Source organism: Amycolatopsis sp. VC5-11, assembly GCF_037034185.1.
GTDB classification, from domain to species: domain Bacteria; phylum Actinomycetota; class Actinomycetes; order Mycobacteriales; family Pseudonocardiaceae; genus Amycolatopsis; species Amycolatopsis nivea.
The window spans coordinates 151,721-171,888 of sequence record NZ_JBAGKF010000007.1 but is presented as its reverse complement, the minus strand read 5'-3'; the positions used below and the strand labels follow the sequence as shown (position 1 = coordinate 171,888).

At 70.2% G+C, this 20,168-nt stretch carries 21 protein-coding genes; 12 read left to right on the top strand and 9 right to left on the bottom strand.

Annotation, left to right across the window (positions count from 1 at the left end; all coding sequences use genetic code 11):
- Positions 1 to 6: 6 nt before the first annotated feature.
- Complete coding sequence (locus WA670_RS22450) at positions 7 to 1,029, top strand: LLM class flavin-dependent oxidoreductase (protein WP_336158760.1); 1,023 nt, start codon at positions 7 to 9, stop codon at positions 1,027 to 1,029.
- A 25-nt stretch (positions 1,030 to 1,054) separates the two neighbouring features.
- Positions 1,055 to 1,834 carry a nitroreductase/quinone reductase family protein gene (locus tag WA670_RS22445; protein ID WP_238606651.1) on the top strand — a complete coding sequence of 260 codons (780 nt, stop codon included), beginning with the start codon at positions 1,055 to 1,057 and terminating at the stop codon, positions 1,832 to 1,834.
- Here the strand turns inward: WA670_RS22445 and WA670_RS22440 are convergent.
- A complete protein-coding gene (locus WA670_RS22440; RefSeq protein WP_308196551.1) occupies positions 1,831 to 2,697 on the bottom strand; it encodes an aminoglycoside phosphotransferase family protein in 867 nt (288 codons plus the stop codon). The genes WA670_RS22445 and WA670_RS22440 overlap by 4 nt on opposite strands.
- A gap of 136 nt (positions 2,698 to 2,833) precedes the next feature.
- On the opposite strand from WA670_RS22440, the gene WA670_RS22435 reads away from it, so the two are divergent.
- The 4 genes from WA670_RS22435 to WA670_RS22420 all read left to right on the top strand — a co-directional run bounded on the left by WA670_RS22435 (position 2,834) and on the right by WA670_RS22420 (position 6,763).
- Complete coding sequence (locus WA670_RS22435; RefSeq protein ID WP_238606652.1) at positions 2,834 to 3,949, top strand: LLM class flavin-dependent oxidoreductase; 1,116 nt, start codon at positions 2,834 to 2,836, stop codon at positions 3,947 to 3,949.
- Positions 3,950 to 3,965: 16 nt separating this feature from the next.
- Entirely contained in the window at positions 3,966 to 5,288 is a 1,323-nt protein-coding gene (locus WA670_RS22430) for an NtaA/DmoA family FMN-dependent monooxygenase (protein ID WP_336158759.1), read from the top strand.
- A 69-nt stretch (positions 5,289 to 5,357) separates the two neighbouring features.
- The gene (locus WA670_RS22425) at positions 5,358 to 5,720 is read left to right on the top strand and encodes a nucleotide pyrophosphohydrolase (RefSeq protein ID WP_336158758.1); all 363 of its coding nucleotides are present in this window, start codon (positions 5,358 to 5,360) and stop codon (positions 5,718 to 5,720) included.
- A complete protein-coding gene (locus tag WA670_RS22420) occupies positions 5,720 to 6,763 on the top strand; it encodes a hypothetical protein (RefSeq protein WP_336158757.1) in 1,044 nt (347 codons plus the stop codon). The genes WA670_RS22425 and WA670_RS22420 overlap by 1 nt, the downstream gene beginning before the upstream one ends.
- 79 nt (positions 6,764 to 6,842) lie before the next feature.
- Here the strand turns inward: WA670_RS22420 and WA670_RS22415 are convergent, their stop codons facing one another.
- The 5 genes from WA670_RS22415 to WA670_RS22395 are packed head-to-tail and all read right to left on the bottom strand — an operon-like array spanning position 6,843 to position 11,008.
- Complete coding sequence (locus WA670_RS22415; protein ID WP_336158756.1) at positions 6,843 to 7,871, bottom strand: amidohydrolase family protein; 1,029 nt, start codon at positions 7,869 to 7,871, stop codon at positions 6,843 to 6,845.
- A 2-nt stretch (positions 7,872 to 7,873) separates the two neighbouring features.
- Entirely contained in the window at positions 7,874 to 8,398 is a 525-nt protein-coding gene (locus tag WA670_RS22410; protein ID WP_134733940.1) for a 3-hydroxyanthranilate 3,4-dioxygenase, read from the bottom strand.
- Positions 8,395 to 8,826: a RidA family protein gene (locus tag WA670_RS22405; protein WP_134733941.1), complete on the bottom strand. Its 432-nt coding sequence runs from the start codon at positions 8,824 to 8,826 to the stop codon at positions 8,395 to 8,397. Before WA670_RS22405 ends, WA670_RS22410 begins: the two co-directional genes overlap by 4 nt.
- Positions 8,823 to 9,554, bottom strand: a complete 732-nt coding sequence (locus WA670_RS22400) for a 2-keto-4-pentenoate hydratase (RefSeq protein WP_336158755.1) — start codon at positions 9,552 to 9,554, stop codon at positions 8,823 to 8,825. Before WA670_RS22400 ends, WA670_RS22405 begins: the two co-directional genes overlap by 4 nt.
- The gene (locus WA670_RS22395) at positions 9,551 to 11,008 is read right to left on the bottom strand and encodes a 2-hydroxymuconic semialdehyde dehydrogenase (protein WP_336158754.1); all 1,458 of its coding nucleotides are present in this window, start codon (positions 11,006 to 11,008) and stop codon (positions 9,551 to 9,553) included. Before WA670_RS22395 ends, WA670_RS22400 begins: the two co-directional genes overlap by 4 nt.
- Positions 11,009 to 11,164: 156 nt before the next feature.
- On the opposite strand from WA670_RS22395, the gene WA670_RS22390 reads away from it, so the two are divergent.
- From WA670_RS22390 to WA670_RS22380, 3 genes are all read left to right on the top strand, one after another.
- On the top strand, positions 11,165 to 12,001 hold the full coding sequence (locus tag WA670_RS22390; RefSeq protein ID WP_275291924.1) for an alpha/beta hydrolase: 837 nt from the start codon (positions 11,165 to 11,167) through the stop codon (positions 11,999 to 12,001).
- Positions 12,002 to 12,036: 35 nt separating this feature from the next.
- On the top strand, positions 12,037 to 12,963 hold the full coding sequence (locus WA670_RS22385) for a LysR substrate-binding domain-containing protein (RefSeq protein WP_043838096.1): 927 nt from the start codon (positions 12,037 to 12,039) through the stop codon (positions 12,961 to 12,963).
- Between the two features lie 73 nt (positions 12,964 to 13,036).
- Positions 13,037 to 13,681, top strand: coding sequence for a cysteine hydrolase family protein (locus tag WA670_RS22380; RefSeq protein ID WP_037814372.1), 645 nt, complete (start codon positions 13,037 to 13,039; stop codon positions 13,679 to 13,681).
- Positions 13,682 to 13,795: 114 nt separating this feature from the next.
- Here WA670_RS22380 and WA670_RS22375 read toward each other — a convergent pair whose 3' ends face one another.
- On the bottom strand, positions 13,796 to 14,968 hold the full coding sequence (locus WA670_RS22375; RefSeq protein ID WP_336158753.1) for an FAD-dependent monooxygenase: 1,173 nt from the start codon (positions 14,966 to 14,968) through the stop codon (positions 13,796 to 13,798).
- A 72-nt stretch (positions 14,969 to 15,040) separates the two neighbouring features.
- Between WA670_RS22375 and WA670_RS22370 the strand changes: the two genes are divergently transcribed.
- The gene (locus tag WA670_RS22370) at positions 15,041 to 15,604 is read left to right on the top strand and encodes a TetR family transcriptional regulator (RefSeq protein ID WP_037814375.1); all 564 of its coding nucleotides are present in this window, start codon (positions 15,041 to 15,043) and stop codon (positions 15,602 to 15,604) included.
- Between the two features lie 15 nt (positions 15,605 to 15,619).
- Here WA670_RS22370 and WA670_RS22365 read toward each other — a convergent pair whose 3' ends face one another.
- Both WA670_RS22365 and WA670_RS22360 read right to left on the bottom strand, forming a co-directional pair.
- Entirely contained in the window at positions 15,620 to 16,297 is a 678-nt protein-coding gene (locus tag WA670_RS22365) for a phosphonatase-like hydrolase (RefSeq protein WP_037814377.1), read from the bottom strand.
- Entirely contained in the window at positions 16,294 to 17,283 is a 990-nt protein-coding gene (locus WA670_RS22360; RefSeq protein WP_134733946.1) for a phosphotransacetylase, read from the bottom strand. Before WA670_RS22360 ends, WA670_RS22365 begins: the two co-directional genes overlap by 4 nt.
- 204 nt (positions 17,284 to 17,487) lie before the next feature.
- On the opposite strand from WA670_RS22360, the gene ald reads away from it, so the two are divergent.
- Positions 17,488 to 18,603: an alanine dehydrogenase gene (ald, locus tag WA670_RS22355; protein ID WP_037814379.1), complete on the top strand. Its 1,116-nt coding sequence runs from the start codon at positions 17,488 to 17,490 to the stop codon at positions 18,601 to 18,603.
- Between the two features lie 96 nt (positions 18,604 to 18,699).
- Complete coding sequence (gene pdxR, locus WA670_RS22350) at positions 18,700 to 20,163, top strand: MocR-like pyridoxine biosynthesis transcription factor PdxR (protein WP_037814380.1); 1,464 nt, start codon at positions 18,700 to 18,702, stop codon at positions 20,161 to 20,163.
- The last annotated feature ends 5 nt before the right edge of the window (positions 20,164 to 20,168 follow it).

Below are 20,168 nucleotides of genomic sequence, written 5' to 3'. Positions count from 1 at the left end.
TCCGCCGTGCCGAGCGAAACGCACCCGCTGCGCAAACTGGGTTTCCTGACGATCGGCCTGTTCGACGGCGACGACCCGCGGCCCGGCCACGAATCCACGCTGCGCGTGCTCGAACTCGGCGAGCAGCTCGGATTCGACAACGCCTGGGTCCGCCACCGGCACCTGCAGTACGGCATCTCGTCGCCGGTCGCGGTGCTCGCCGCCGCCACCCAGCGCACCAGCCGGATCGAACTGGGCACCGCAGTCATCCCCCTCGGCTGGGAAAACCCGCTGCGCCTTGCGGAAGACCTGGCCACCGTCGACGTCCTGTCCGGCGGGCGCCTCAACCCGGGCGTGAGCGTCAGCCCGCCGATGCATTACGAGGACGTCCGGGGCGCGCTGTACCCGGACACCGGCGACCGCGAAGACTTCGGCTACGACCGGGTGTCGCGGCTGTTGTCGCTGGTCCGCGGCGAGCCCGCGTCGACGTTCAGCGGCGTCGAAGGCATCGAGACGTTCTCCGAGCGCGTGCAGCCGCATTCGCCCGGCCTCGCCAGCCGCCTCTGGTACGGCGGCGCGAGCACCCGGTCGGCGATCTGGACCGGACAAGCCGGGATGAACTACCTGACCAGCAGCGTTGTCCGCGCCGAGGAGGGCTCGACGGACTTCGAGCAGATCCAGCTCTCGCACGTGCGCGCGTTCCGGTCGCACCATCCGGACGGGGAGCGGGCGCGGGTTTCGCAAGGCCTGGTGGTGATTCCGACCGACAGCGCCTCAGCTGAGCAGCGCGCGAAGTACGAGGATTATGCGGCAAAACGCCTGCCGCGCACGAAAACCCCGCAGGGTCCGGGCGGTCTGCTGTTCTCGCGCGACTATGTCGGCACGTCCGCCCAGATTGCCGAACAGCTCTACCGGCACGCCGCGTTCCGGGAGATCGATGAGGTCGCGTTCGCGCTGCCGTTTACCTTCGAGCACGAGGATTACGTGCAGATCCTCACCGACCTGGCCACCCGGCTCGGCCCGGAGCTGGGCTGGAAACCAGCGTCCTGACGGTGGTGAGTGCTAGCGTGGCGGAGTGCCGGATTTCACGTCCACAGTGGACATTTCGCGTCCTGCCGGAGACCAGCGCGACGCCCTGGCGTGGGCCCGGGCGGTGTGGGAAGACGCTCCCCCGCCGCTGCGGGCCTTCCTGCGCACCGGGTGGCTCGGCCTCGGCCTGACGACTCGTCTGTCGCCCGACCGGGTACTCGGCTGGACCGTCGCTTCGGCCACCCCGGACCGGGTCGTGCTCGAAGCGCCCTCGCCCCTGATGACCACCCGCAACATCGTCCACCTCGACGCGGACCGGGTGTACTGGACCACGGAAGTCACCTACAACCGGTTCCCGGCGCGCCAGCTGTGGGCCCTGGCCGTGCCGATTCACGAAAGGGTCATCCCCGCCCGGTTGCGCGCCGCCGCCGGTCGAACTCGGCCTGGCGACCTCCAGCACCGGATCGTCACGACGTTCCAGCGCCGGCTCGGCAACCCGGTCCTGTCGCGGCTGCCCGGCCAGACGCTGCTCGAAACGACCGGCCGCAGCTCGGGTCTCCCTCGCCAGACGCCGATCGGCGGCCGCCGCGTGGGTCAGGAATTCTGGCTGGTGTCGGAGTTCGGCGAACGGTCGCAGTACGTGCGCAACATCCAGGCCGACCCGCGCGTCCGGCTGCGACTGCACGGCCGCTGGCTGCGCGGGGTCGCGCGCTTGCTCCCGGACGACGACGCCCGCGCGCGGCTGAAGTCGTTGCCACGCTGGAACAGCACCGCGGTCCAGGCGTTCGGAACCGACCTGCTGACGATCCGGATCGACCTCGACTAACCGTCCGACACCACGGCCTCGATCGTGCGCCGCGCATTCGCCGCCAGCACCGGATTCGTCTCCCGGTAATACGGCAGCTGGATCAGCGCGATCGACAACGCCCAGCCCCGCCCGCGCTCCCACGTCGCGTCGTCTACCTCCACTGCCTCGCGGAACACCTCCCGCTCAGCCGCCGCGAACGTGTTCCATCCCGGGATCAGGTCGACCGCCGGATCGCCGATCCCGACTCCCGCGAAGTCCAGCACCGCGCTCAGCCCGCCGTCGTCGACCAGCACGTTTCCCGGCGACAGGTCCGCGTGCAGCCACACCGGCGCCCCGGCCCACTCCGGTGCCGCGAGCGCCTTCTCCCACGCCGCGACGTACGCCGGATCGCCGCCGAGTTGCGCGATCGCCTCCCGGGTCGGCGCGTCCCGCGTGCGCAGCGGACGGCCCCGGCTGACCTCCGGTGCTCCCGAAGTATCGAGGCCGCGCAACGCTTTCACGAACGCGCCCAGGTCCCGCGCCACCTGTGCGTCGCCGAAATCCGGGTTGACGCCGGGCAGCCAGCGCAGCACCGACCAGTCCCACTCGAAGCCCTCGCCCGGCCGTCCTTCGGCGAGCACTTCCGGCACCGCGACCGGCAGCCGCGGCGCCAGCCACCGCAGCCAGCGCTGTTCGTGGCCGATCTCGGCGGCCCCGCGTTCCAGCCGCGGCAGCCGGGCGACGAGTTCGTCGCCGAGCCGGAACATCGCGTTTTCCGTCCCCGACGAGGCGACCCGCGAGACCGCCAGCTCGGCCCACTGCGGGAATTGGGCCGCGACGAGGCGACGGACCAGGTCGTCGTCGATTTCCGCTTCATCCGCGTGCATCCGATTCATCAGCATCGAGCAAACCGCGTCGGCGTGACAGCGGGCAACCGGTTTATTCCCGCTCCGGCCGCCTGTCCCAGAAACTGGTTGCCGTCGCGTCCGCCTCGGTTTCCGCGCCACACTGCTGGCATCCACGGGGAAAGGACGCAGCATGACAGGGCTTACCGGACCACGGCTCGCCGTCGCGCTGGAAGGCGCGGGCTGGCACCCGGCCGCGTGGCGCGAAGCGGACGCCCGCCCGGCCGACCTGCTCAGCGCCGCATACTGGACCGAACTGGTCCAGGAAGCCGAAGCCGCGCACCTGGACTTCGTCACCTTCGAGGACTTCCTCTCCCTGCGCGACCCCGCCGAGCCGACGGCCCGCGCCGACCGCGCGCAGACCCGCCTGGACGCCGTGCTGCTCGCCTCGCGGATCGCGCCGCTGACGTCGCATATCGGCCTGATCCCGACCGCCGTCGTCACCCACACCGAGCCATTCCACCTGTCGAAGGCGATCGCGACGCTCGACTACGTGAGCACCGGCCGCGCCGGGGTCCGCGTGCAGGTGTCCGGGAGTCCGGAGGAGTTCCGGCACTTCGGCCGCCGCACGCCGCCCGAAGTGCCTGAACTGTTCGAGGAAGCCGCCGATTACGTCGAGGTGCTGCGCCGGCTGTGGGACAGCTGGGAGGACGACGCCGAAATCCGCGACGTCGCGACCGGCCGGTTCATCGACCGCGACAAACTGCATTACATCGACTTCGAGGGCCGCTGGTTCGCTGTCAAAGGCCCGTCCATCACGCCGCGCCCTCCGCAGGGCCAGCCGATCGTCGCCGCACTCGCGCACGGTCCCGACGCTTATCGCCTCGCCGCCCGCCAGGCCGACGTCGTGTATGTGACCCCGGACGACCGCGCGCACGCCGCGTCGATCATCGACGAAATCGGTGCGCCCCTTCAGGTTTTCGCCGACCTCGTGGTCTTCCTCGACGAAACCTCGCAGGCCGCGGCCGAGCGCAAAGCCCGCCTGGACGACCGCGCCGAGTTCAGCTCGGACGCGCATGTCTTCACCGGCACCCCGGCCCAGCTGGCCGACCTCCTGCTCGACTGGCACGCCGCCGGCCTGACCGGTTTCCGGCTCCGCCCCGGCGCGCTGCCGCACGACCTGACCGCCATCACCCGCGCGCTGGTCCCCGAACTGCGCGACCGGGGCGCGTTCCGCTCCGGATACGAGGCCTCGACCCTGCGCGGGCTGCTCGGCCTGCCGCGCCCGGCCAACCGCTACGCCGCCTGAGTCCCGGGAGATTTCCATGACTGCCAAGCAAATCCACCTCGCCGCGCACTTCCCCGGGGTCAACAACACCACCGTGTGGAGCGATCCCGAAGCGGGCAGCCACATCGAGTTCAGCTCGTTCGTCAAGCTGGCCCAGACCGCCGAACGCGCGAAGTTCGACTTCTTCTTCCTCGCCGAAGGCCTGCGCCTGCGGGAACAGAACGGCGAAATCTACGACCTCGATGTCGTCGGCCGCCCGGACACCTTCGCCGTGCTGTCCGCGCTCGCCGCCGTCACCGACCGGCTCGGCCTGGCCGGCACCATCAACTCCACCTTCAACGAACCGTTCGAGGTGGCCCGCCAGTTCGCCTCCCTGGACCACCTTTCCGCCGGCCGGGCCGCGTGGAACGTCGTGACGTCGTGGGACGCTTTCACCGGCGAAAACTTCCGCCGCGGCGGCTTCCTGCCGCAAGACCAGCGTTACTCGCGCGCCGAAACCTTCCTGCGCACGGCGTGGGAACTCTTCGACTCCTGGCGCGGCGGCGAACTGCTCGCGGACAAGGAATCCGGCCGCTTCCTGGCCGACGGCGGCGACTTCGCCCACCACGACGCCCATTTCGACATCTCCGGCCGCTTCCCGGTCCCGCGCAGCCCACAAGGCCGCCCAGTGACCATCCAAGCCGGAGACTCCGAAGAAGGCCGCGAATTCGCCGCCGCGACCGCCGACGCCATCTTCACCCGGCACGGCACCCTCGAAGCGGGCCAAGCGTTCTACTCGGACGTCAAGGGCCGCCTGGCGAAATACGGCCGCGCCCCGCACGAACTGGTCATCCTCCCCGCCGCGACGTTCGTCCTGGGCGACACCGACGCCGAAGCGCACGAACTCGCCCACGAGGTCCGGTTGCAGCAGGTCAGCGACCAGACCGCGATCAAGTTCCTCGAACAGCTCTGGAACACCGACCTCAGCGGCCACGACCCGAACGGCCCGCTGCCGTCGTTCGACCCGGTGGTCGGCGACCTGATCTCGAAGGGCCGCGCGAGCGTCCGCATGCACCGCGACCCGGTCGCGACCGCCAACGAGTGGCGGCAGCTGGCGGAAGCGAAGCACCTGTCGAGCCGGGAACTGATCATCGAGGTCACCGGACGGCAGAACTTCATCGGCTCCCCCGAGACCGTCGCGTCGACCATGAACGACCTCGTCCAGGCCGACGCGTCGGACGGCTTCATCCTGGTCCCGCACGTCACGCCGGGCGGGCTGGACCAGTTCGCCGACCAGGTGGTGCCGCGGCTGCAGGAACGCGGGGTGTTCCGGGAGGACTACAGCGGGCCTACGCTGCGGGACCACCTCGGGATCTCCTGACCCCCGACCGCTCAGCGACCTGAGTCGTTTTCGCGATCTCGCGAGGCAGACTTCGGTAAGGTCCGAATCATGGATCTTGATGAGCTGACCCAGGAGTTGCGCGAGTTCGCGTCGTCCCGCGACTGGCATCAGTTCCATACCCCGAAGAACCTGGTCATGGCTCTCGCCGGGGAGGCGGGCGAGCTCACGGCGCTCTTCCAATGGCTGTCGCCCGCGGAGTCCGCGCGGATCATGGACGACCCGCACGCCGCCGAGCAGGTCCGCCACGAGATCGCCGACGTGCTGGCCTACCTGCTTCGGCTGGCCGACGTGCTCGAGATCGACGTCTCCGCCGCCCTGTCCGAGAAGATCGCCGTCAACGGCGCCAAATACCCCGTCGACCTGGCTCGAGGATCCGCGCAGAAGTACGACCGCCTCGGATCGGAGCGCTGATGAGGATCGCGCTCCAGCCAGCGGCTCGCAACGACCGCGACGTGGCACAGCACTACCACGACACTATCGACACCAGGGTCCGCTTCACTGACCACGCGGACGTCATCGACGCTCCGGTCCTGGCCGCGCTGCACGAGGTCTTTCCCGACGGCACCGCACAGTTCTGGGGCGCGACACCTGGCGTCAGCGGCACCAACATCGGCAAATGGGAGAAGCTGGCGCCAGGCGACGCGGTGTTCTTCTACGGCCAGAAGCGGATCTACCTCGCGGGGCACATCGCCCTCCCGTTCCGCAACCGGGCCTTAGCCGAGCGGCTCTGGGGCTTCGACGCGAACGGGCTCACCTGGGAACTCATGTTCGCGCTCGTCAATCTCCGCGAGGTGACGCTGCCCATCGAGGAGATCCGCGCGGCCCTCGGCTGGAGCGACAACGCCTTCGTCCAGGGGTTCACCGTGGTGAAGGGCGATCAGGCAAACGATCTGGCCGAGCTCGTGAACCTTCTGGACACCGGCAATCTCCTGGTCGCCTGCGAGGCCTTCACCCGCCGGGTCCGCGCGACGACCGCACCGGACGGCCCGACCGACGGCACCCGGACCGCGAGCTGGCGGCGGGAGCATCCTCTCCTGAAGAAGCGGCTCGTCGAACTGGCGGGCGACACCTGCGGATTGTGCGGCAAGCACATCCCGGCGGCTTTCCTCGTCGGCGCGCATATCAAGAAACGAGCGCATTGCACGGAGGAAGAACGGAAGGATTTCGACAACGTCGGCATGCTCGCATGCGTTCTCGGCTGCGACAGCCTTTTCGAACGAGGCTATATCTCCGTCGGCGAGAGCGGCGAGATCCTGGTCAGCGACATCGTCGCCGAATCCCCCACCGTCGCGGAATTCGTCCGCGACCGGCTCGAAGGACGCTCCAGCACGTGGTGGAACACCGAGCGGGACAAGTACTACGCATGGCACCGGCAGCACGTGTTCGTCGCGCTCCACAACGGCACCGCGCCTGGGCCTCCTCCGTCGTCCGCTGACTCCTCAATCCACGTCTGAGCATCGACAAGGGCGCAAAGTCGCGGCTCGGACACCATGCTGCAGACATTCCGCAGGTCTGCAGCATGGCGACGTACCATCATCCCCTCCCCGAAGAAGAGCCGTCGACGGCCGAAGAAGCAGGCACCGACGTTCCCGCCAGGAACCGCTTCGCGTTGCCCCGCAACAGCAACTCCCGCGAGGCCTCGTCGAGGAACTCCGCCCGTCGCACCACCCCGCCGGCCGGGCGCTCCCCCAGTGGGTACGGGTAATCGCTCCCCACCATCACCTGCTCCGCCCCCAGCGTGTCGACCAGGTTCCGCAGCGCCGGCTCGGTGAACACCACCGAATCGACACTGAACCGTCCGACATACTCCGACGGCGGCTTCTCCGACTTGGCGATGATGTCCGCCCGCTGGTGCCAAGCGTTCTCCAGCCGCCCCAGCCAGAACGCGAACGACCCGCCGCCGTGGGCGAAGCAGATCCGCAGGCTCGGCGGCACCCGGTCGAACACCCCGCCGAGGATCATCGCGATGATCGACAGGTGCGTCTCCGCGGGCATTCCGGTCAGCCACCGCGCCATCCAGCGGTCCAGCCGCGGCGCGTCCGGCATGTCCCACGGGTGCACGAAAACCGGGACGCCGAGCGAAGCCGCGTGCTGGAGGAATGTCACCACGCCCGCGTCGTCGAGGTCTCGGTCGCCGACGTGGTTGCCGATCTCCACGCCGCGGTGCCCGGCCGCGACCGCGCGGTCCAGTTCGCGGCAGGCGGCGTCGGTGTCCTGCAACGGAACCTGGCAGAACGGGACCAGCCGGTCCGGCGCGGGCGCGCAGATTTCCAGCGCCAGGTCGTTGAACACCCGGGCGATTTTCTCGCCCTGGCCCGGGCTGGTGTCGTAGCCGAAGAACACCGGCGTCGGCGAGACGACCTGCGCCTCGATGCCGTCGGCGTCCATGTCGCGCAGCCGGACCGAGGCGTCCCAGCAGTCGGACCGGATCCGGCGGAATTCCTCCGAACCGACCATGATCATGGCCTCGCGTTCGGTTTCCGCGCGCAGCCACGGCATTCCCTCGCCGAGGTCGGGCCAGCCGTGCGGGACGAAATGGCTGTGGACGTCGATCGCGCGCACGCTCAGCCCTTCCCCGGGTGCAGCGTGCCGCACGCCCCGCAGGTCCGGGCTTCCTCGGACTCGTAGAACTGCTCGAACACCGGCGGCAGGTCGTCGACGATGTCGCGCACCTGCAGTTCGACCTCGTGCACCTTCGCGTCGCACTCCAGGCAGAACCACACGAACTTCTCGAGCGTCCCCTCCTCCCGGATGCGCTCGATCACGATCCCGATCGAGCCCTCCTGCGGACGCTGCGGCGAGTGGTGCACGTTCCGCGGCAGCATCCACATCTCGCCCTCGCGGATGTCGACGCGCTGCGGGCCGTCGTCGGTCATCAGGTTGACGTGCATGTCGCCCTTGTACTGGTAGAACCATTCCTCGTACGGGTCGAGGTGGAAGTCGGTGCGCTGGTTCGGCCCGCCGACGACCTGCACGATGAAATCGCCCATCGGGGCCCACATCTGCTTGTTGTTGACCGGCGGCTTCAGCTCGTCCTCGTGCTCTTTGATCCACTTCGCGAAGTCGAACACGGGCGGGATGGCGGTCATCGTTCCTCCTTGCCGGGGATCCGGGCGATCGCCTGGATCTCGATGAGCAGATGCGGATGCGGCAGCTGGTGCACCGCGACGGTGGTGCGGGCCGGGCCGTTCTCGTCGAAGAACTCGCCGTAGACCTCGTTGTAGCCGCCGAAATCGTTCATGGTGACCAGGAACACGGTCAGCTGCGCGAGGTCTTCGAGCCCCGCGCCGGCCGCGGCCAGGATGTCGCGGATGTTCTCGATCACCGCGCGCGTCTGCGCCCGGATGTCCAAAGTGGTCACGCCGAACTCGTCGGCCTCCGCGCCGGCGAACGTGTTGTCCGGCCGCCTGCTGCTGGTGCCGGAGACGAACACCAGGTCCCCGACCACTTTCACGTGCGGGAACCGCCCGCGCGGCGTCGCCTTCCCGGCGACGACATGGGCTTGCGCCACGCTCATCCCTCCATCGTGTGAACGGAAACCGAACCCAGACCGGCGACCCGCGCCTCGACGTGCGTCCCGGGCTGCAGCGCGACCGCCGCCGTCGCCGCACCGGCCAGCAGCACCGAACCGTCGAGCAGCCGGTGCCCGTACGCGGCGGCCATCCGCTGTGCGGCGGGGAGCGCCCGCAGCGGGTCGCCGAGGATGTCGGCGGTCGAGCCGGTGGCGACGACCTCGCCGTCGAAAAGCAGGTCCACGGCCAGCGCGTCCACCTGGTCGAGCCGGGTCCACGGGCCGAGCACGAACGCTGACGCCGAGGTGTTGTCGGCGACGACGTCGGCCAGGCTGAACTTGAAGTCGCGGTACCGGCTGTCGATGATTTCCAGCGCGGGCGCGACGGCGACGATCTCGGCGTCGCGGCCGAGCCGGAACGCGACCTCGGGCTCGACGCGCGGATGCACCCCGCGGCCGACGTCGAACGTCCCGCCGTCCTCGATCTGCATGCGGTCGGTCAGCGAGCCGATGATCACGTCCGAGACGCCCATCTGCTCTGCCTTAGCCCTGCTCGTGAAGCCCAGTTTGACCCCGGCCAGCCGCTCCCCGCGCCCTTCGCGCAGCGCGATTCCTTTGTGCTGCACGGCGTACGCGGTTTCCAGGCTCATCGGCCCGGCGCTGGTGAGCTGCGGGATCGCCTGCCCGGTAGCGGTCGCCCGGTCCAGCCGCGCGGCGTGGTCCTCGATCGTCATAGCTGCACGCACACATTCGTCGGCTGGGTGTAGAAGTGCATCGAGTGCAGGCCGCCCTCGCGGCCGATGCCGGAAAGCCCGACGCCGCCGAACGGCGACCGGAGATCGCGCAGGTACCAGGTGTTGACCCAGGCCATCCCGACCCGCATCTGCTGCGCGACCCGGTGGCCGCGCTCGAGGTTCGTCGTCCACACGGCGGCGGCGAGCCCGTAGTCGGTGTCGTTCGCCAGCCGGACGGCTTCGTCCTCGGTGTCGAACGGGATCAGCGCCGCGACCGGTCCGAAGACCTCCTCGCGCACCACCCGCGCCGAGTTGTCCAGCCCGGTCCACAACGTCGGTTCGATCCACGACCCGCCCGCCAGGTCCGGCCCCAGTTCCGGAACCGCGCCGCCGGCGAGCACCGTCGCGCCTTCGGCGACCGCGAGGTCCAAATAGGACTGGACTTTCTTCCGGTGCTGCTGGGATATCAACGGCCCGGTCGTGGTGTCCGGATCGCCCGGCCGGCCCAGGCGCAACGCCTTCGCCCGCTCGGCGAGCCCGTTCGCGACCGCGTCGAAGACGGACCGCTCGACGTAGACCCGTTCCGTGCACAGGCACACCTGCCCGGTGTTCAGGAAAACCGACCGGGCGAGGCCGTCGAGGGTCTTCTCGAGATCGCAGTCCGCGAACACCACCGCGGCGTTCTTTCCGCCCAGTTCAAAGGAAACCGGCCGTACCGACGGAGCGACCGCGCGCATGATCGCCGAGCCGGTCCTGGATTCACCGGTGAACGTGACGCCGTCGATGCCGCGGTGAGTGGTGAGGTACTCGCCGGCGGAGTCCGGCCCGAAGCCGTGCACGACGTTATACACCCCGGCCGGCGCACCCGCCTCCGCGATCACCTCGGCGAGCAAGGTCGCGGTCGACGGCGTCTCCTCGGACGGCTTGACCACCACCGCGTTGCCGCACGCGAGCGCGGGCGCGACCTTCCAGGTCAGCAGCAGCAGCGGCAGGTTCCACGGCACGATCACCGCGACCACGCCCAGCGGCTTGGGCACCGCGTAGTTCAGTGCCTTCCGGCCGTTCGGCAGATCGGTCAGGAAGGAGTCGAGACCGGCCGCCGCGATCGTGTCGGCGAACGAACGGAAGTTCATCGCCGCCCGCGCCACGTCCAAGTCGCGCGCCAGGTGCTCCGGTTTTCCGGTGTCGCGGACCTCGGCGGCGACGAAATCCTCGAACCGCTCCTCGATCCGGTCGGCGATCCGGCGCAGCAAGGCGGTGCGCTCAGCGACCGAGGCACGTCCCCACGGCCCGTCCGCCGCGGCGCGCGCAGCCGCGACCGCCGCGTCGACCACGTCCGGACCGGCCTCGTGGACGTGCGCGACCAGCGACCCGTCGACCGGGTCGATCTTCTCGAAGGTGCGCCGCCCGGCGACCCGGGTCCCGCCGACGACGTTGTGGAGTTCCGCAGCCATGAAGCTGACCGTAGGGACGTCCGGAATGCCTCGCCAATGCTCTTTGCCGCCGCTGCCATAGCTGTCCGGACATGTCTCGCCCATGCCTGTAGCGGCATGGCTTTCGTCGGAATGGGCATTGGTCAGGCATGACAGCGGCGGCGAAGGATGGGTCCCGTGAACCATCCGAACGTCGATCGGGACTACAGCGCGCAGGGCACGGTGACCGAGGCCGAGTTCGACGCCGTGATGGCCCGCTACCGCTCCGCCTCCGAATCCGCGACCGCCGGTCTGGCAGGCGTTCGCGACCTGGCTTTCGACCCGCTCAGCGCCGAACGGCTCGACGTCTGGGGCATCTCCCCCGGGCAGCTGCGCCCCGTCGTTCTCGCCATCCACGGCGGCTACTGGCGGATGCTCTCGCGCCACGACACCGCGTTCCCGGCGCGAATGCTGGCTGACGCCGGAGTCGCCACTGTCGTGCCGGACTACACGCTCGCTCCCGCGGCGCCGCTGGAGGAGATCGTGCGTCAGGTCCGCGCCGCGGTCGCGTGGGTGCACCACCACGGCGCCGCGCACGGCCTCGACCCGGACCGCATCCACGTCGTGGGCAGCTCAGCCGGCGGGCATCTGGCGGCGATGACCGCCGTCGCCGGATGGCAGCGCGCCGCCGGGCTGCCGGAGGACGTCGTCAAAGGCGCGATGGCGATCAGCGGGCTCTTCGACCTCCGCCCGTTGGTCGATTCGTTCGCCAACGCGTGGCTGTCCCTCGACCCGACCCGTGCAGAGGCGCTCAGCCCGATCCTCGCGCCGCCAGGCCCCGTGCCGTTGCACGTGGCGGTCGCGGAACACGAAGCCGCGGGATTCCATCGGCAGAGCAAGGCTTTCCACGCACACTGGCCTGCCGCCGGTTCGTTGACCGTCGTGCCCGGCCGGAACCACTTCGACGTCTTCCTCGACCTGGCCGACCCCGCCTCGGCGCTCGGCCAGGCCCTGATCCGGCTCGCCCTCTCGTGACGCCGGAAGCCGAGCCGGACAGTAATGTCGCCGGAATGGAGATGCCCCGCCTGCTCGACGGCCGCCTCAAGCTCAGGCACCTCGTGCTGGTGGACACCCTGACCGAGCAGGGCAGCGTCGTCGGCGCGGCGGCCGCGCTGCACGTCACGCAGCCGGTCGTCACGCGCGGCCTGCACGATCTCGAAGCGATCCTCGGCGTGCCGCTCTACGAACGCGGGCCGCGCGGGATCACGCCGACCGAGTTCGGGACCGCGTTCACCGAACACGCGCGCGCCGTGCTCGCCCAGCTCACCCACGCGGCGCGGCACGTCGTGGAGATCGCCGACGCGACCCGCGGCCGGGTCGTCGCGGGCATCCATCTCGCGGGTTCGAACCTGTTGCTGCCGCGGGCCATCGCGCATCTGAAGGAAGACCATCCGCTGGTCACGGTCGTCGTCCGGGAGGGAACGCCGGAGTCGCTGCTGGTGGAGCTGACCGCGGGCCGGGTGGACGTCATCGTCGGCAGGCTGAGCGGCCCCGGCACCGAAGACACCCGGCGGCGGGCGCTGTACCAGGAGTCGATCCGCGTCGTCGCCGGGGCGCACCACCCGCTCGCCGCGCGCGGGAGCGTCTCGCTGGAGGATCTGGCGGAGTTCCCGTGGATCGTGCCCGGCACCGAGACGATGCTGCGCCAGGAGCTGGAAAGCCTCTTCGCCCAGCACGGCCTGGACCTGCCCGCCAACCGCGTCGAAGCGACGTCGTTCCTGACTGTGCGGCAGCTGCTCACCGAAACCGCCATGGTCGCCGCGCTCCCCGGCCTGCTCGGCATGGACGACCCGCGGCTGGTCACGCTGCCGACGCCGCTGGAGAACATCGGCCACAGCGTCGGCCTGACCCTCGCCGCCGGCCGGCGGCTGAACCCGGCCACCCAGGCGCTGATCGAGTCCCTGCACACCGTCGCCGCGCAGATCGAAGACGCCTGACGCGCTCTGTCGCTTTCTTGACGACCGACGACAACCCGTGATACTTCATGGACCTCCGCGGAAGGAGCGTTCCATGGGTTACCGCTTGTCCACCGTCGATCCGGCCCGCACCGCGCTGGTCGTCATCGACATGCAGCACGACTTCCTGGCACCCGGCGCCCCGCTGGAATCCCCGGCAGGCCGCGCGATGATCCCGGCCCTCAACGACACAATCCGGTTCTGCCGCGACGCGGGCATCCCAGTGTTCTTCACCGCGCACGTCCACCGCCCCGACGGCACCGACATGGGCCGGTTCGCCGACCTGTACCCTCCGATCGCCGCCGGCACCGCGCTCATCGAGGGCACGCCTGGCGCCGCGCTGTACTCCGAAGTTGACCGCCGCCCGGACGAACCGCTGATCCCCAAGCACCGTTACAGCGCCTTCTACGGCACGGATTTCGAAATGCAGCTGCGCGGACGCGGCGTGGACACCCTGATCGCCACCGGAGTGACCACCGAGGACTGCGTCCACGCCACCATCCGCGACGCGATGTTCCGCGACTTCCGCACCGGAGTGCTGTCCGACGCGTGCGCCACCTACGACCACCCCGACCTGGGCCACGGCCCGATGTCCGCCGCGGAAGTGCACGCGGCGACGCTGGTTGTTCTCGCCCAGTCCACTGCGGACGTGCTGACGAGCGCGGAGTTCAAGGCGCTGGCGGAAAAGGGAGCCGCTTAGCCCCCCGGCCGGTTCGGAATCCGGGGAGCCGCCTAGCCCCTTGCGAAGGGACCGCATGAATGCGCCCGCCCGCCGGAGCAGCGGCCCGCCCAACCCCGGAATTCGCGGAGCCGCTTAGCCGCGCCCCGCCGCAGCCAGCGCGTCGTGCGCGTGGATCCACTCCACCGTCTCCCCGATCCGCCCCAATGCGGCGTCCCGAGCCTCCGCCGCCGGACCGTCCGGCAGGTGCAGCAAGGCATTCGCCACCCACGAGCTCCGCTGCACCGCCCGGGTCCGCGGCCGCCGCAGCTTCTCGTACCGGGCGAGTGCCGCGTCGCGTGAGTCCCGTGCCAGGCATTCGGCGAGCGTCACCGCGTCCTCGATCGTCTGGTTCGCGCCCTGCCCGTGGTGCGGCAGCATCGCGTGCGCCGCGTCGCCGAGGAGGACCACGCCGCCGCGGTGCCAGCGGTTGAGCGGATGCTGGCCGAACAACCCCCACCGCTGATACAGCGTCGTCGCGCCGACCATCTCGCGCACCGCCGGATGCCAGCCCTCGAACGCCGCCTCGATGCGCTCCCGGGGAATGTCCTCGGTCCACGACTCCCCCGGCCACACGTCCGGTTCGTCCAGCACCGCAAGGAAATTCACCACCGACCCGTCGCCGATCGCGTAGTGCAGCAGATGCCCGCCCGGCCCCATCCAGAACTGGATCGCCCCCGCGTCCGGCAACGACGGCAGCCGCTCCACCGGCACCAGCCCGCGAAAACCGCTCGAACCCGAGTACCGGGCGAACGGCGCGTCGTCCACCCACACGCGCACCGTCGAGTGCACCCCGTCCGCGCCCACCACGACATCGGCGGTTTCGCTTGTCCCGTCGGCGAATTCGAGCCGATACCGCGATCCGTCCGCACCGACGCCGGTCACCTGCCGTCCAAGATGGACCTTCCCGCACGCGTCCGCCAGGATCCGCTGCAAGTCCGCCCGGTGCACCCCGAAATAGGGTCCGGCGAATCGCTCCTCGTAGCTGTCCCCGACCGGATACGCCATCACCCGCTGCCCGCTCCGCCAATGCCGGTAGACCAGCTCCGTCGGCACCGCGGAACACGCGGCCAGCTCGTCCCGCAACCCCAGCCGCCCGAGGATCCGGGACCCGTTGGCGGCCAGCGCCACCGCCGCCCCGACCTCGCGCAGTTCGGCCGACCGTTCGTAGACCTCCGCCCCGATCCCGCGCTGCCGCAACGCGAGTGCGAGCGTCAGCCCGCCGATCCCGCCGCCGACGATCGCCACCGAGAGTGCTTTGCCCGCCATCAGCCCTCCTCGCCCATGTACCGATCGGTACACGAATGGACGGTACGGCGTACCGATCGGTACAGTCAAGGGGTGGATTCCGGAACCGGCCGTCGCGCCGAACTGCTCGAGCAGGCCGTGGGTTACCTGGCGACGCACGGCCTGGCGGACCTGTCGCTCGCGCCGATGGGCGAAGCGCTGGGGACGAGCAAGCGGATGCTGCTGTACTACTTCGGCAGCAGGGAAAACCTGATCACCGAAGCGATCGCCGCGAGCCGCCCGGACGTCACCGAACTCTTCCGCTCCGTGCACGATGAGGAATCCCTCGCCGCCGCGGCGCACGCTTTGTGGCACGCGATCACCCGGGGCCGCCAGCAACGGCCGATCCACATCCTCTTCCAGGTCCTCGCACTGGCCCCGACCCAGCCGGAGCGCTACCTGACCGTCGCGAGAGAAGCGATCACCGCGATGGTGGACCCGCTGGTGCCGGTGTATCGAAAACTGGGCTACGCCGAACCCGACGCGGCGGCCCGGGCGAGCCTGCTGATCTCGGGCTTGCGAGGGCTGTGCCTGGACCGCATCGTGACCGGGGACGAAGAACGGATCGAGATCGCGGCACGGGCGTTGATCGCTACTGCGGTCGCGCCGCCCGCCTGATACGGCGACGCCTCGCTAGAGTTCAAGCACCGCAGGCAACTCAGCCACCGACCCCAGCACATGCGTCGCCCCGTGTGCCCGCAACGTCGCCTCGTCGTGCGCCCCGGTCAGCACCCCAGCCGCCACCGATGCACCCGCTCGTCGGCCGGTCAGCATGTCGAAGCCGGTGTCCCCCGCGACCGCGACCGCGCGGACGTCGGTGATTCCCAAGCGCAGCACCGCAGTCAACACCATGTCCGGGAACGGCCTGCCTCGCCCGCCCGCATCAGCCGGGCACACCACCAGATCCGCCAAGTCCGTCCACCCGAGCCGCTCCAGCAGTGCATCGCGGGTCGCTGCCGAGAAGCCCGTGCTCAGGCACACCCGGCGGCCCTGCGCGCGCAACTTGTCGATCGCTTCCTCCGCACCCGGAAGCGGCGCGGCAACCTCGATAGCCTGCGAAGCAAAAGCAGTCTCGAAAACCTGATTCGCCTTCTCCGCCACCCCGTCCGCAGGGAACAGCGCCCGGAAGACCTCGATCTTCGACTGTCCCATGGTGTCGCGGACGTAGGCATCCACATCCTCGCGCTCCGGCGAGTCCGCGGGCACCCCGACTGCTTCCAGGGCCGCCGAGAACGCTGCCTCGACCGCGCCGTCGTCGCGGACTGTCGTGCCTGCCATGTCCAGCACGACCAGTTCCACCGCTCGCGTCATCGGACCCCCTCCACTTCCCGGCCGGTCACCGCGTGCACTGCGCTGATCAGGGCCATCGTCTCGATGTCGGCCGCGCTGCAGCCGCGGGACAGGTCGTGCAGCGGTGCCGCGACGCCTTGCAGGATCGGTCCCAGCGCGGTCGCTCCGCCCAGCCGTTCGGCGATCTTGTAAGCGATGTTCCCCGCGTCAAGGTTGGGGAACACCAGTACATTCGCCCTCCCGGCGACGGTCGACCGCGGCGCTTTCGCCACCCCTACCGCGTCCACGACTGCGGCGTCGAATTGCAACTCGCCGTCCACCGCCACGCCGGGCAGTCGTTCCCGCACCAGCGAAGTCGCCTGCCGGACCTTGTCCACCGCGGAATGCTTGGCACTGCCTTGGGTGCTGAAGGAAAGCATCGCCACGACGGGCTCGGTTCCGGTCAGCGCCCGGTGCGTGGAAGCCGCGCCGACGGCGATGTCCGCCAGTGCCTCCGCGTCCGGCTCGGGAACCACGGCGCAGTCAGCGAAAGTGAGCGATCGGCCGTCCTGCAACAGCATCAGGAAGCAGCTGCTGAGAGTCCGGACGCCGGGAGCGAGGCCGACGATTCGCAGGCCGGCCCGGAGGACATCGGAAGTGGGCCGCGTCGCGCCTGCCAGGCACGCGTCTACCCGGCCGAGTGCGAGCAGCGCGGCGGAGAGGGCGACCGGATCGGTGCGGACCGTCTCCACCCGGTCGGGGAACGCGGTTGCCAGCCGCGCGAGGACGGCGTCGTCGGCAGCCAGTTCCGCCGTGTCCAGGAAAGGTGGCACTGAAAAGCCAAGCTCTGCCGCGGCTGCGGCGATCTCGTCCGCGGGTCCGACCAGCACCGGCTCGATTTCGCCGCGTTCGGCCAGGTGCGCGGCCGCGGTGACGGCGCGCGGGTCGGCGCCGTCGGCGAGCGCGATCCGCGGGCGGGCGCCGCCGACGCGGTCCCGCCAGGTCTCGGCCAGAGGGGCCATGGTCATCTCGCAAACTCCCTCGCGGACGGCAGTGCTCCCCGAGCAGGATCCCGACCCCTGGCCCCAAGGGACAGAGCCAGAACAGTGCCCGTTGACAGGTCCAGAAGGGCCGTCGTCTGGACCCGTCGACCGAGCGGTTTCTGGCACTTTCGCCGTGGCCAGTCGTCCCGCACTCTCGACCGCACCAGACACGGCAGATGGGAGCAGGCGATGAAGATCGGTGTGCCTCGCGAGGTCAAGAACCACGAATACCGGGTGGCGGCGACGCCGGCCGGAGTACACGAGTTCACCTCGGCCGGCCACGAGGTCTTCGTGGAACGCGGCGCGGGCGAAGGCTCGTCGATCCGCGACGAGGACTACACGGCCGCCGGCGCGAAGCTGCTCGACCAGGCGGACGACGTGTGGGGCACCGCGGACCTGGTGCTGAAGGTCAAGGAGCCGGTCGCCGAGGAGTACCACCGGCTGCGTTCGGATCAGCTGCTGTTCACCTACCTGCACCTCGCCGCGAGCGAGCCCTGCACCAAGGCCCTGCTCGACGCGGGCACCACCTCGGTGGCCTACGAGACGGTCCAGCTGCCCAACGGCTCCCTTCCGCTGCTGTTCCCGATGAGCGAGGTGGCCGGACGGCTGGCCCCGCAGGTCGGCGCGCAGACGCTGATGCGCGTCAACGGCGGGCGCGGCGTGCTGATCGGCGGCGTCTCGGGGGTGCCGCCGGCCCGCGTGGTCGTGCTCGGCGCGGGCGTCGCCGGGATGAACGCGGTCGCCGTCGCGGCCGGGACCTGGGGCGACGTCGTGCTGTTCGACAAGAACGTCGACAAGCTGCGCGCCGCCGACCGGATGTACCAGGGCCGCATCCGCACCGCCGCGGCGAACTCGTACGCGATCGAGCAGGCGGTATTGGAAGCCGACCTGGTGATCGGCGCGGTCCTCGTCCCCGGCGCGAAGGCGCCGAGCCTCGTGTCCAACGAGACGGTCTCGCGGATGAAGCCGGGCAGCGTGCTCGTGGACATCTCGATCGACCAGGGCGGCTGCTTCGAGGACTCGCGTCCGACGACGCACGCCGACCCGACCTTCCGGGTGCACGAGTCGGTGTTCTACTGCGTGGCCAACATGCCGGGCGCGGTCCCGCACACCTCCACGCACGCGCTCACCAACGTCACGCTCCCCTACGCGCTCGAAATCGCGAACAAGGGCCTCCGCACCGCGGTGCAGGACACGCCCGAACTCCGCGGCGGCGTGAACACCGTGGCCGGGGCGCTGACCTACGAGCCGGTCGCCGTGGCGCACGGCCTGCCGTTCACCGACGTCGCCGACGCGCTGGCCTGAGCCTGCCCGGCGCAGCGCGGCGGGGTGGGAAAACCGGCCACTGCGAGTTACGTTTCAGCCCACCCCGCTGCACGCCGGCCACTTGGGAGAACGCACGTGCCACGCACGCTGATCGAGATCGACCGCTCGTCGGACGAACCGCTGTACCGCCAGGTCCGGCGGGCGATCGAGCACGGCATCGCCATCGGCACGTTCGACCCGGCCCGCCGGCTGCCCAGCTCGCGGGAACTGGCCGTCGAGCTGGGCGTCTCCCGCAACACGATCAACCTCGCCTACCAGGAGCTGGTCGCCGAGGGCTACGTGGAAAGCCGCGAGCGCAGCGGGCTGTTCGTCAACACCGAGATGCGCCCGCACTGCGCGGTGGAGGAACGGGACACCGAATCGCGGATCGACTGGGCGGCCCGGGTGCGCCGGTTCCCGGACGCCGGCGTCGCGCACATCGAGAAACGCACCGACTGGGCGAGCTATCCGTACCCGTTCCTCGCCGGGCAGGTCGACATCACCGCATTTCCGGCCCGGTCGTGGACGCGCTGCCTCCGCGACGCCCTCTACCGCCCGCACGTCTTCCACAGCCTGCAGGACAGCGTCGGCTCCGACGACCCGATGCTGGTCGAGATGGTCTGCCGCCAGCTGCTCACCACCCGCGGCATCGAGGCGGACCCGGACGAGGTGCTGATCACCGTCGGCTCGCAGCAGGGCCTCGACCTGCTCGGCCGCGTGCTGCTCGGACCGGACCAGGTCGTCGCCATCGAAAACCCCGGCTACCTCGACGCGCGGCACATCTTCCTCCGCACCGGCGCCCGCGTGACCGGGATCGACGTCGACTCCCGCGGCCTGCAACCGCCCGAATCGCTCGACGGGGTCGACCTCCTCTACCTCACCCCGAGCCACCAGCACCCGACCAACGCGACCCTCAGCATCGGCCGCCGCCGCCAGCTGCTCACCCAGGCCGCCGCGTCCGGCACCGTGGTGGTCGAAGACGACTACGACAGCGAATTCCGCTACCAGGGCAGCCCGACCCCGGCGTTGAAGGCGCTCGACAACACCGGCGACGCCGTCTACCTCGGCACCTTCTCCAAGTTCCTCTCCCCCGGCCTGCGCCTCGGCTACCTGGTCGGGCCGCGCGAACTGGTGCGCGCGCTGCGCGAGGCCCGCCGGTACGTCCTGCGCCACCCGCCGGGCCAGCTGCAACGGGCGCTGGCGCTGCTCATCGAAAGCGGCGAGTACCACCGCTCCCTGCGCCGCTACCGCACGAAGCTGATGCGCAAGTGGACCGCCACCACCGCCGCGGTCGCCGAGTATCTGCCGTGGGCGCAGGGCCCGTACCCGCCCGGCGGCGTCAGCCTGTGGATGACCGGGCCGTCCGAACTGGACTGCCGGGTCCTGGTGGAGCGCGCGGAGGAACTGGGCATCCTCATCGAACCGGGCGACATCTTCTTCCTCGGCGACGACCCGCCCCGCAACCACTTCCGCATCGGCTTCTCCGCCACCCCGCCGTCCGCGATCGACCCGGGCATCCGGCTGCTCGGCGACCTGTGCCGGGAGCTGCTGGACAGCTGACTGGA

Coding starts and splice junctions, on each gene's coding strand:
- WA670_RS22425 (WP_336158758.1), top strand. CDS start 5,358: ATGGATCTTGATGAGCTGACCCAGGAGTTGCGCGAGTTCGCGTCGTCC.
- WA670_RS22400 (WP_336158755.1), bottom strand. CDS start 9,554: ATGACGATCGAGGACCACGCCGCGCGGCTGGACCGGGCGACCGCTACC.
- WA670_RS22430 (WP_336158759.1), top strand. CDS start 3,966: ATGACTGCCAAGCAAATCCACCTCGCCGCGCACTTCCCCGGGGTCAAC.
- WA670_RS22365 (WP_037814377.1), bottom strand. CDS start 16,297: ATGACGCGAGCGGTGGAACTGGTCGTGCTGGACATGGCAGGCACGACA.
- WA670_RS22360 (WP_134733946.1), bottom strand. CDS start 17,283: ATGACCATGGCCCCTCTGGCCGAGACCTGGCGGGACCGCGTCGGCGGC.
- WA670_RS22375 (WP_336158753.1), bottom strand. CDS start 14,968: ATGGCGGGCAAAGCACTCTCGGTGGCGATCGTCGGCGGCGGGATCGGC.
- WA670_RS22395 (WP_336158754.1), bottom strand. CDS start 11,008: ATGGCTGCGGAACTCCACAACGTCGTCGGCGGGACCCGGGTCGCCGGG.
- WA670_RS22385 (WP_043838096.1), top strand. CDS start 12,037: ATGGAGATGCCCCGCCTGCTCGACGGCCGCCTCAAGCTCAGGCACCTC.
- WA670_RS22410 (WP_134733940.1), bottom strand. CDS start 8,398: ATGACCGCCATCCCGCCCGTGTTCGACTTCGCGAAGTGGATCAAAGAG.
- WA670_RS22420 (WP_336158757.1), top strand. CDS start 5,720: ATGAGGATCGCGCTCCAGCCAGCGGCTCGCAACGACCGCGACGTGGCA.
- WA670_RS22440 (WP_308196551.1), bottom strand. CDS start 2,697: ATGCTGATGAATCGGATGCACGCGGATGAAGCGGAAATCGACGACGAC.
- WA670_RS22380 (WP_037814372.1), top strand. CDS start 13,037: ATGGGTTACCGCTTGTCCACCGTCGATCCGGCCCGCACCGCGCTGGTC.
- WA670_RS22405 (WP_134733941.1), bottom strand. CDS start 8,826: ATGAGCGTGGCGCAAGCCCATGTCGTCGCCGGGAAGGCGACGCCGCGC.
- WA670_RS22435 (WP_238606652.1), top strand. CDS start 2,834: ATGACAGGGCTTACCGGACCACGGCTCGCCGTCGCGCTGGAAGGCGCG.
- ald (WP_037814379.1), top strand. CDS start 17,488: ATGAAGATCGGTGTGCCTCGCGAGGTCAAGAACCACGAATACCGGGTG.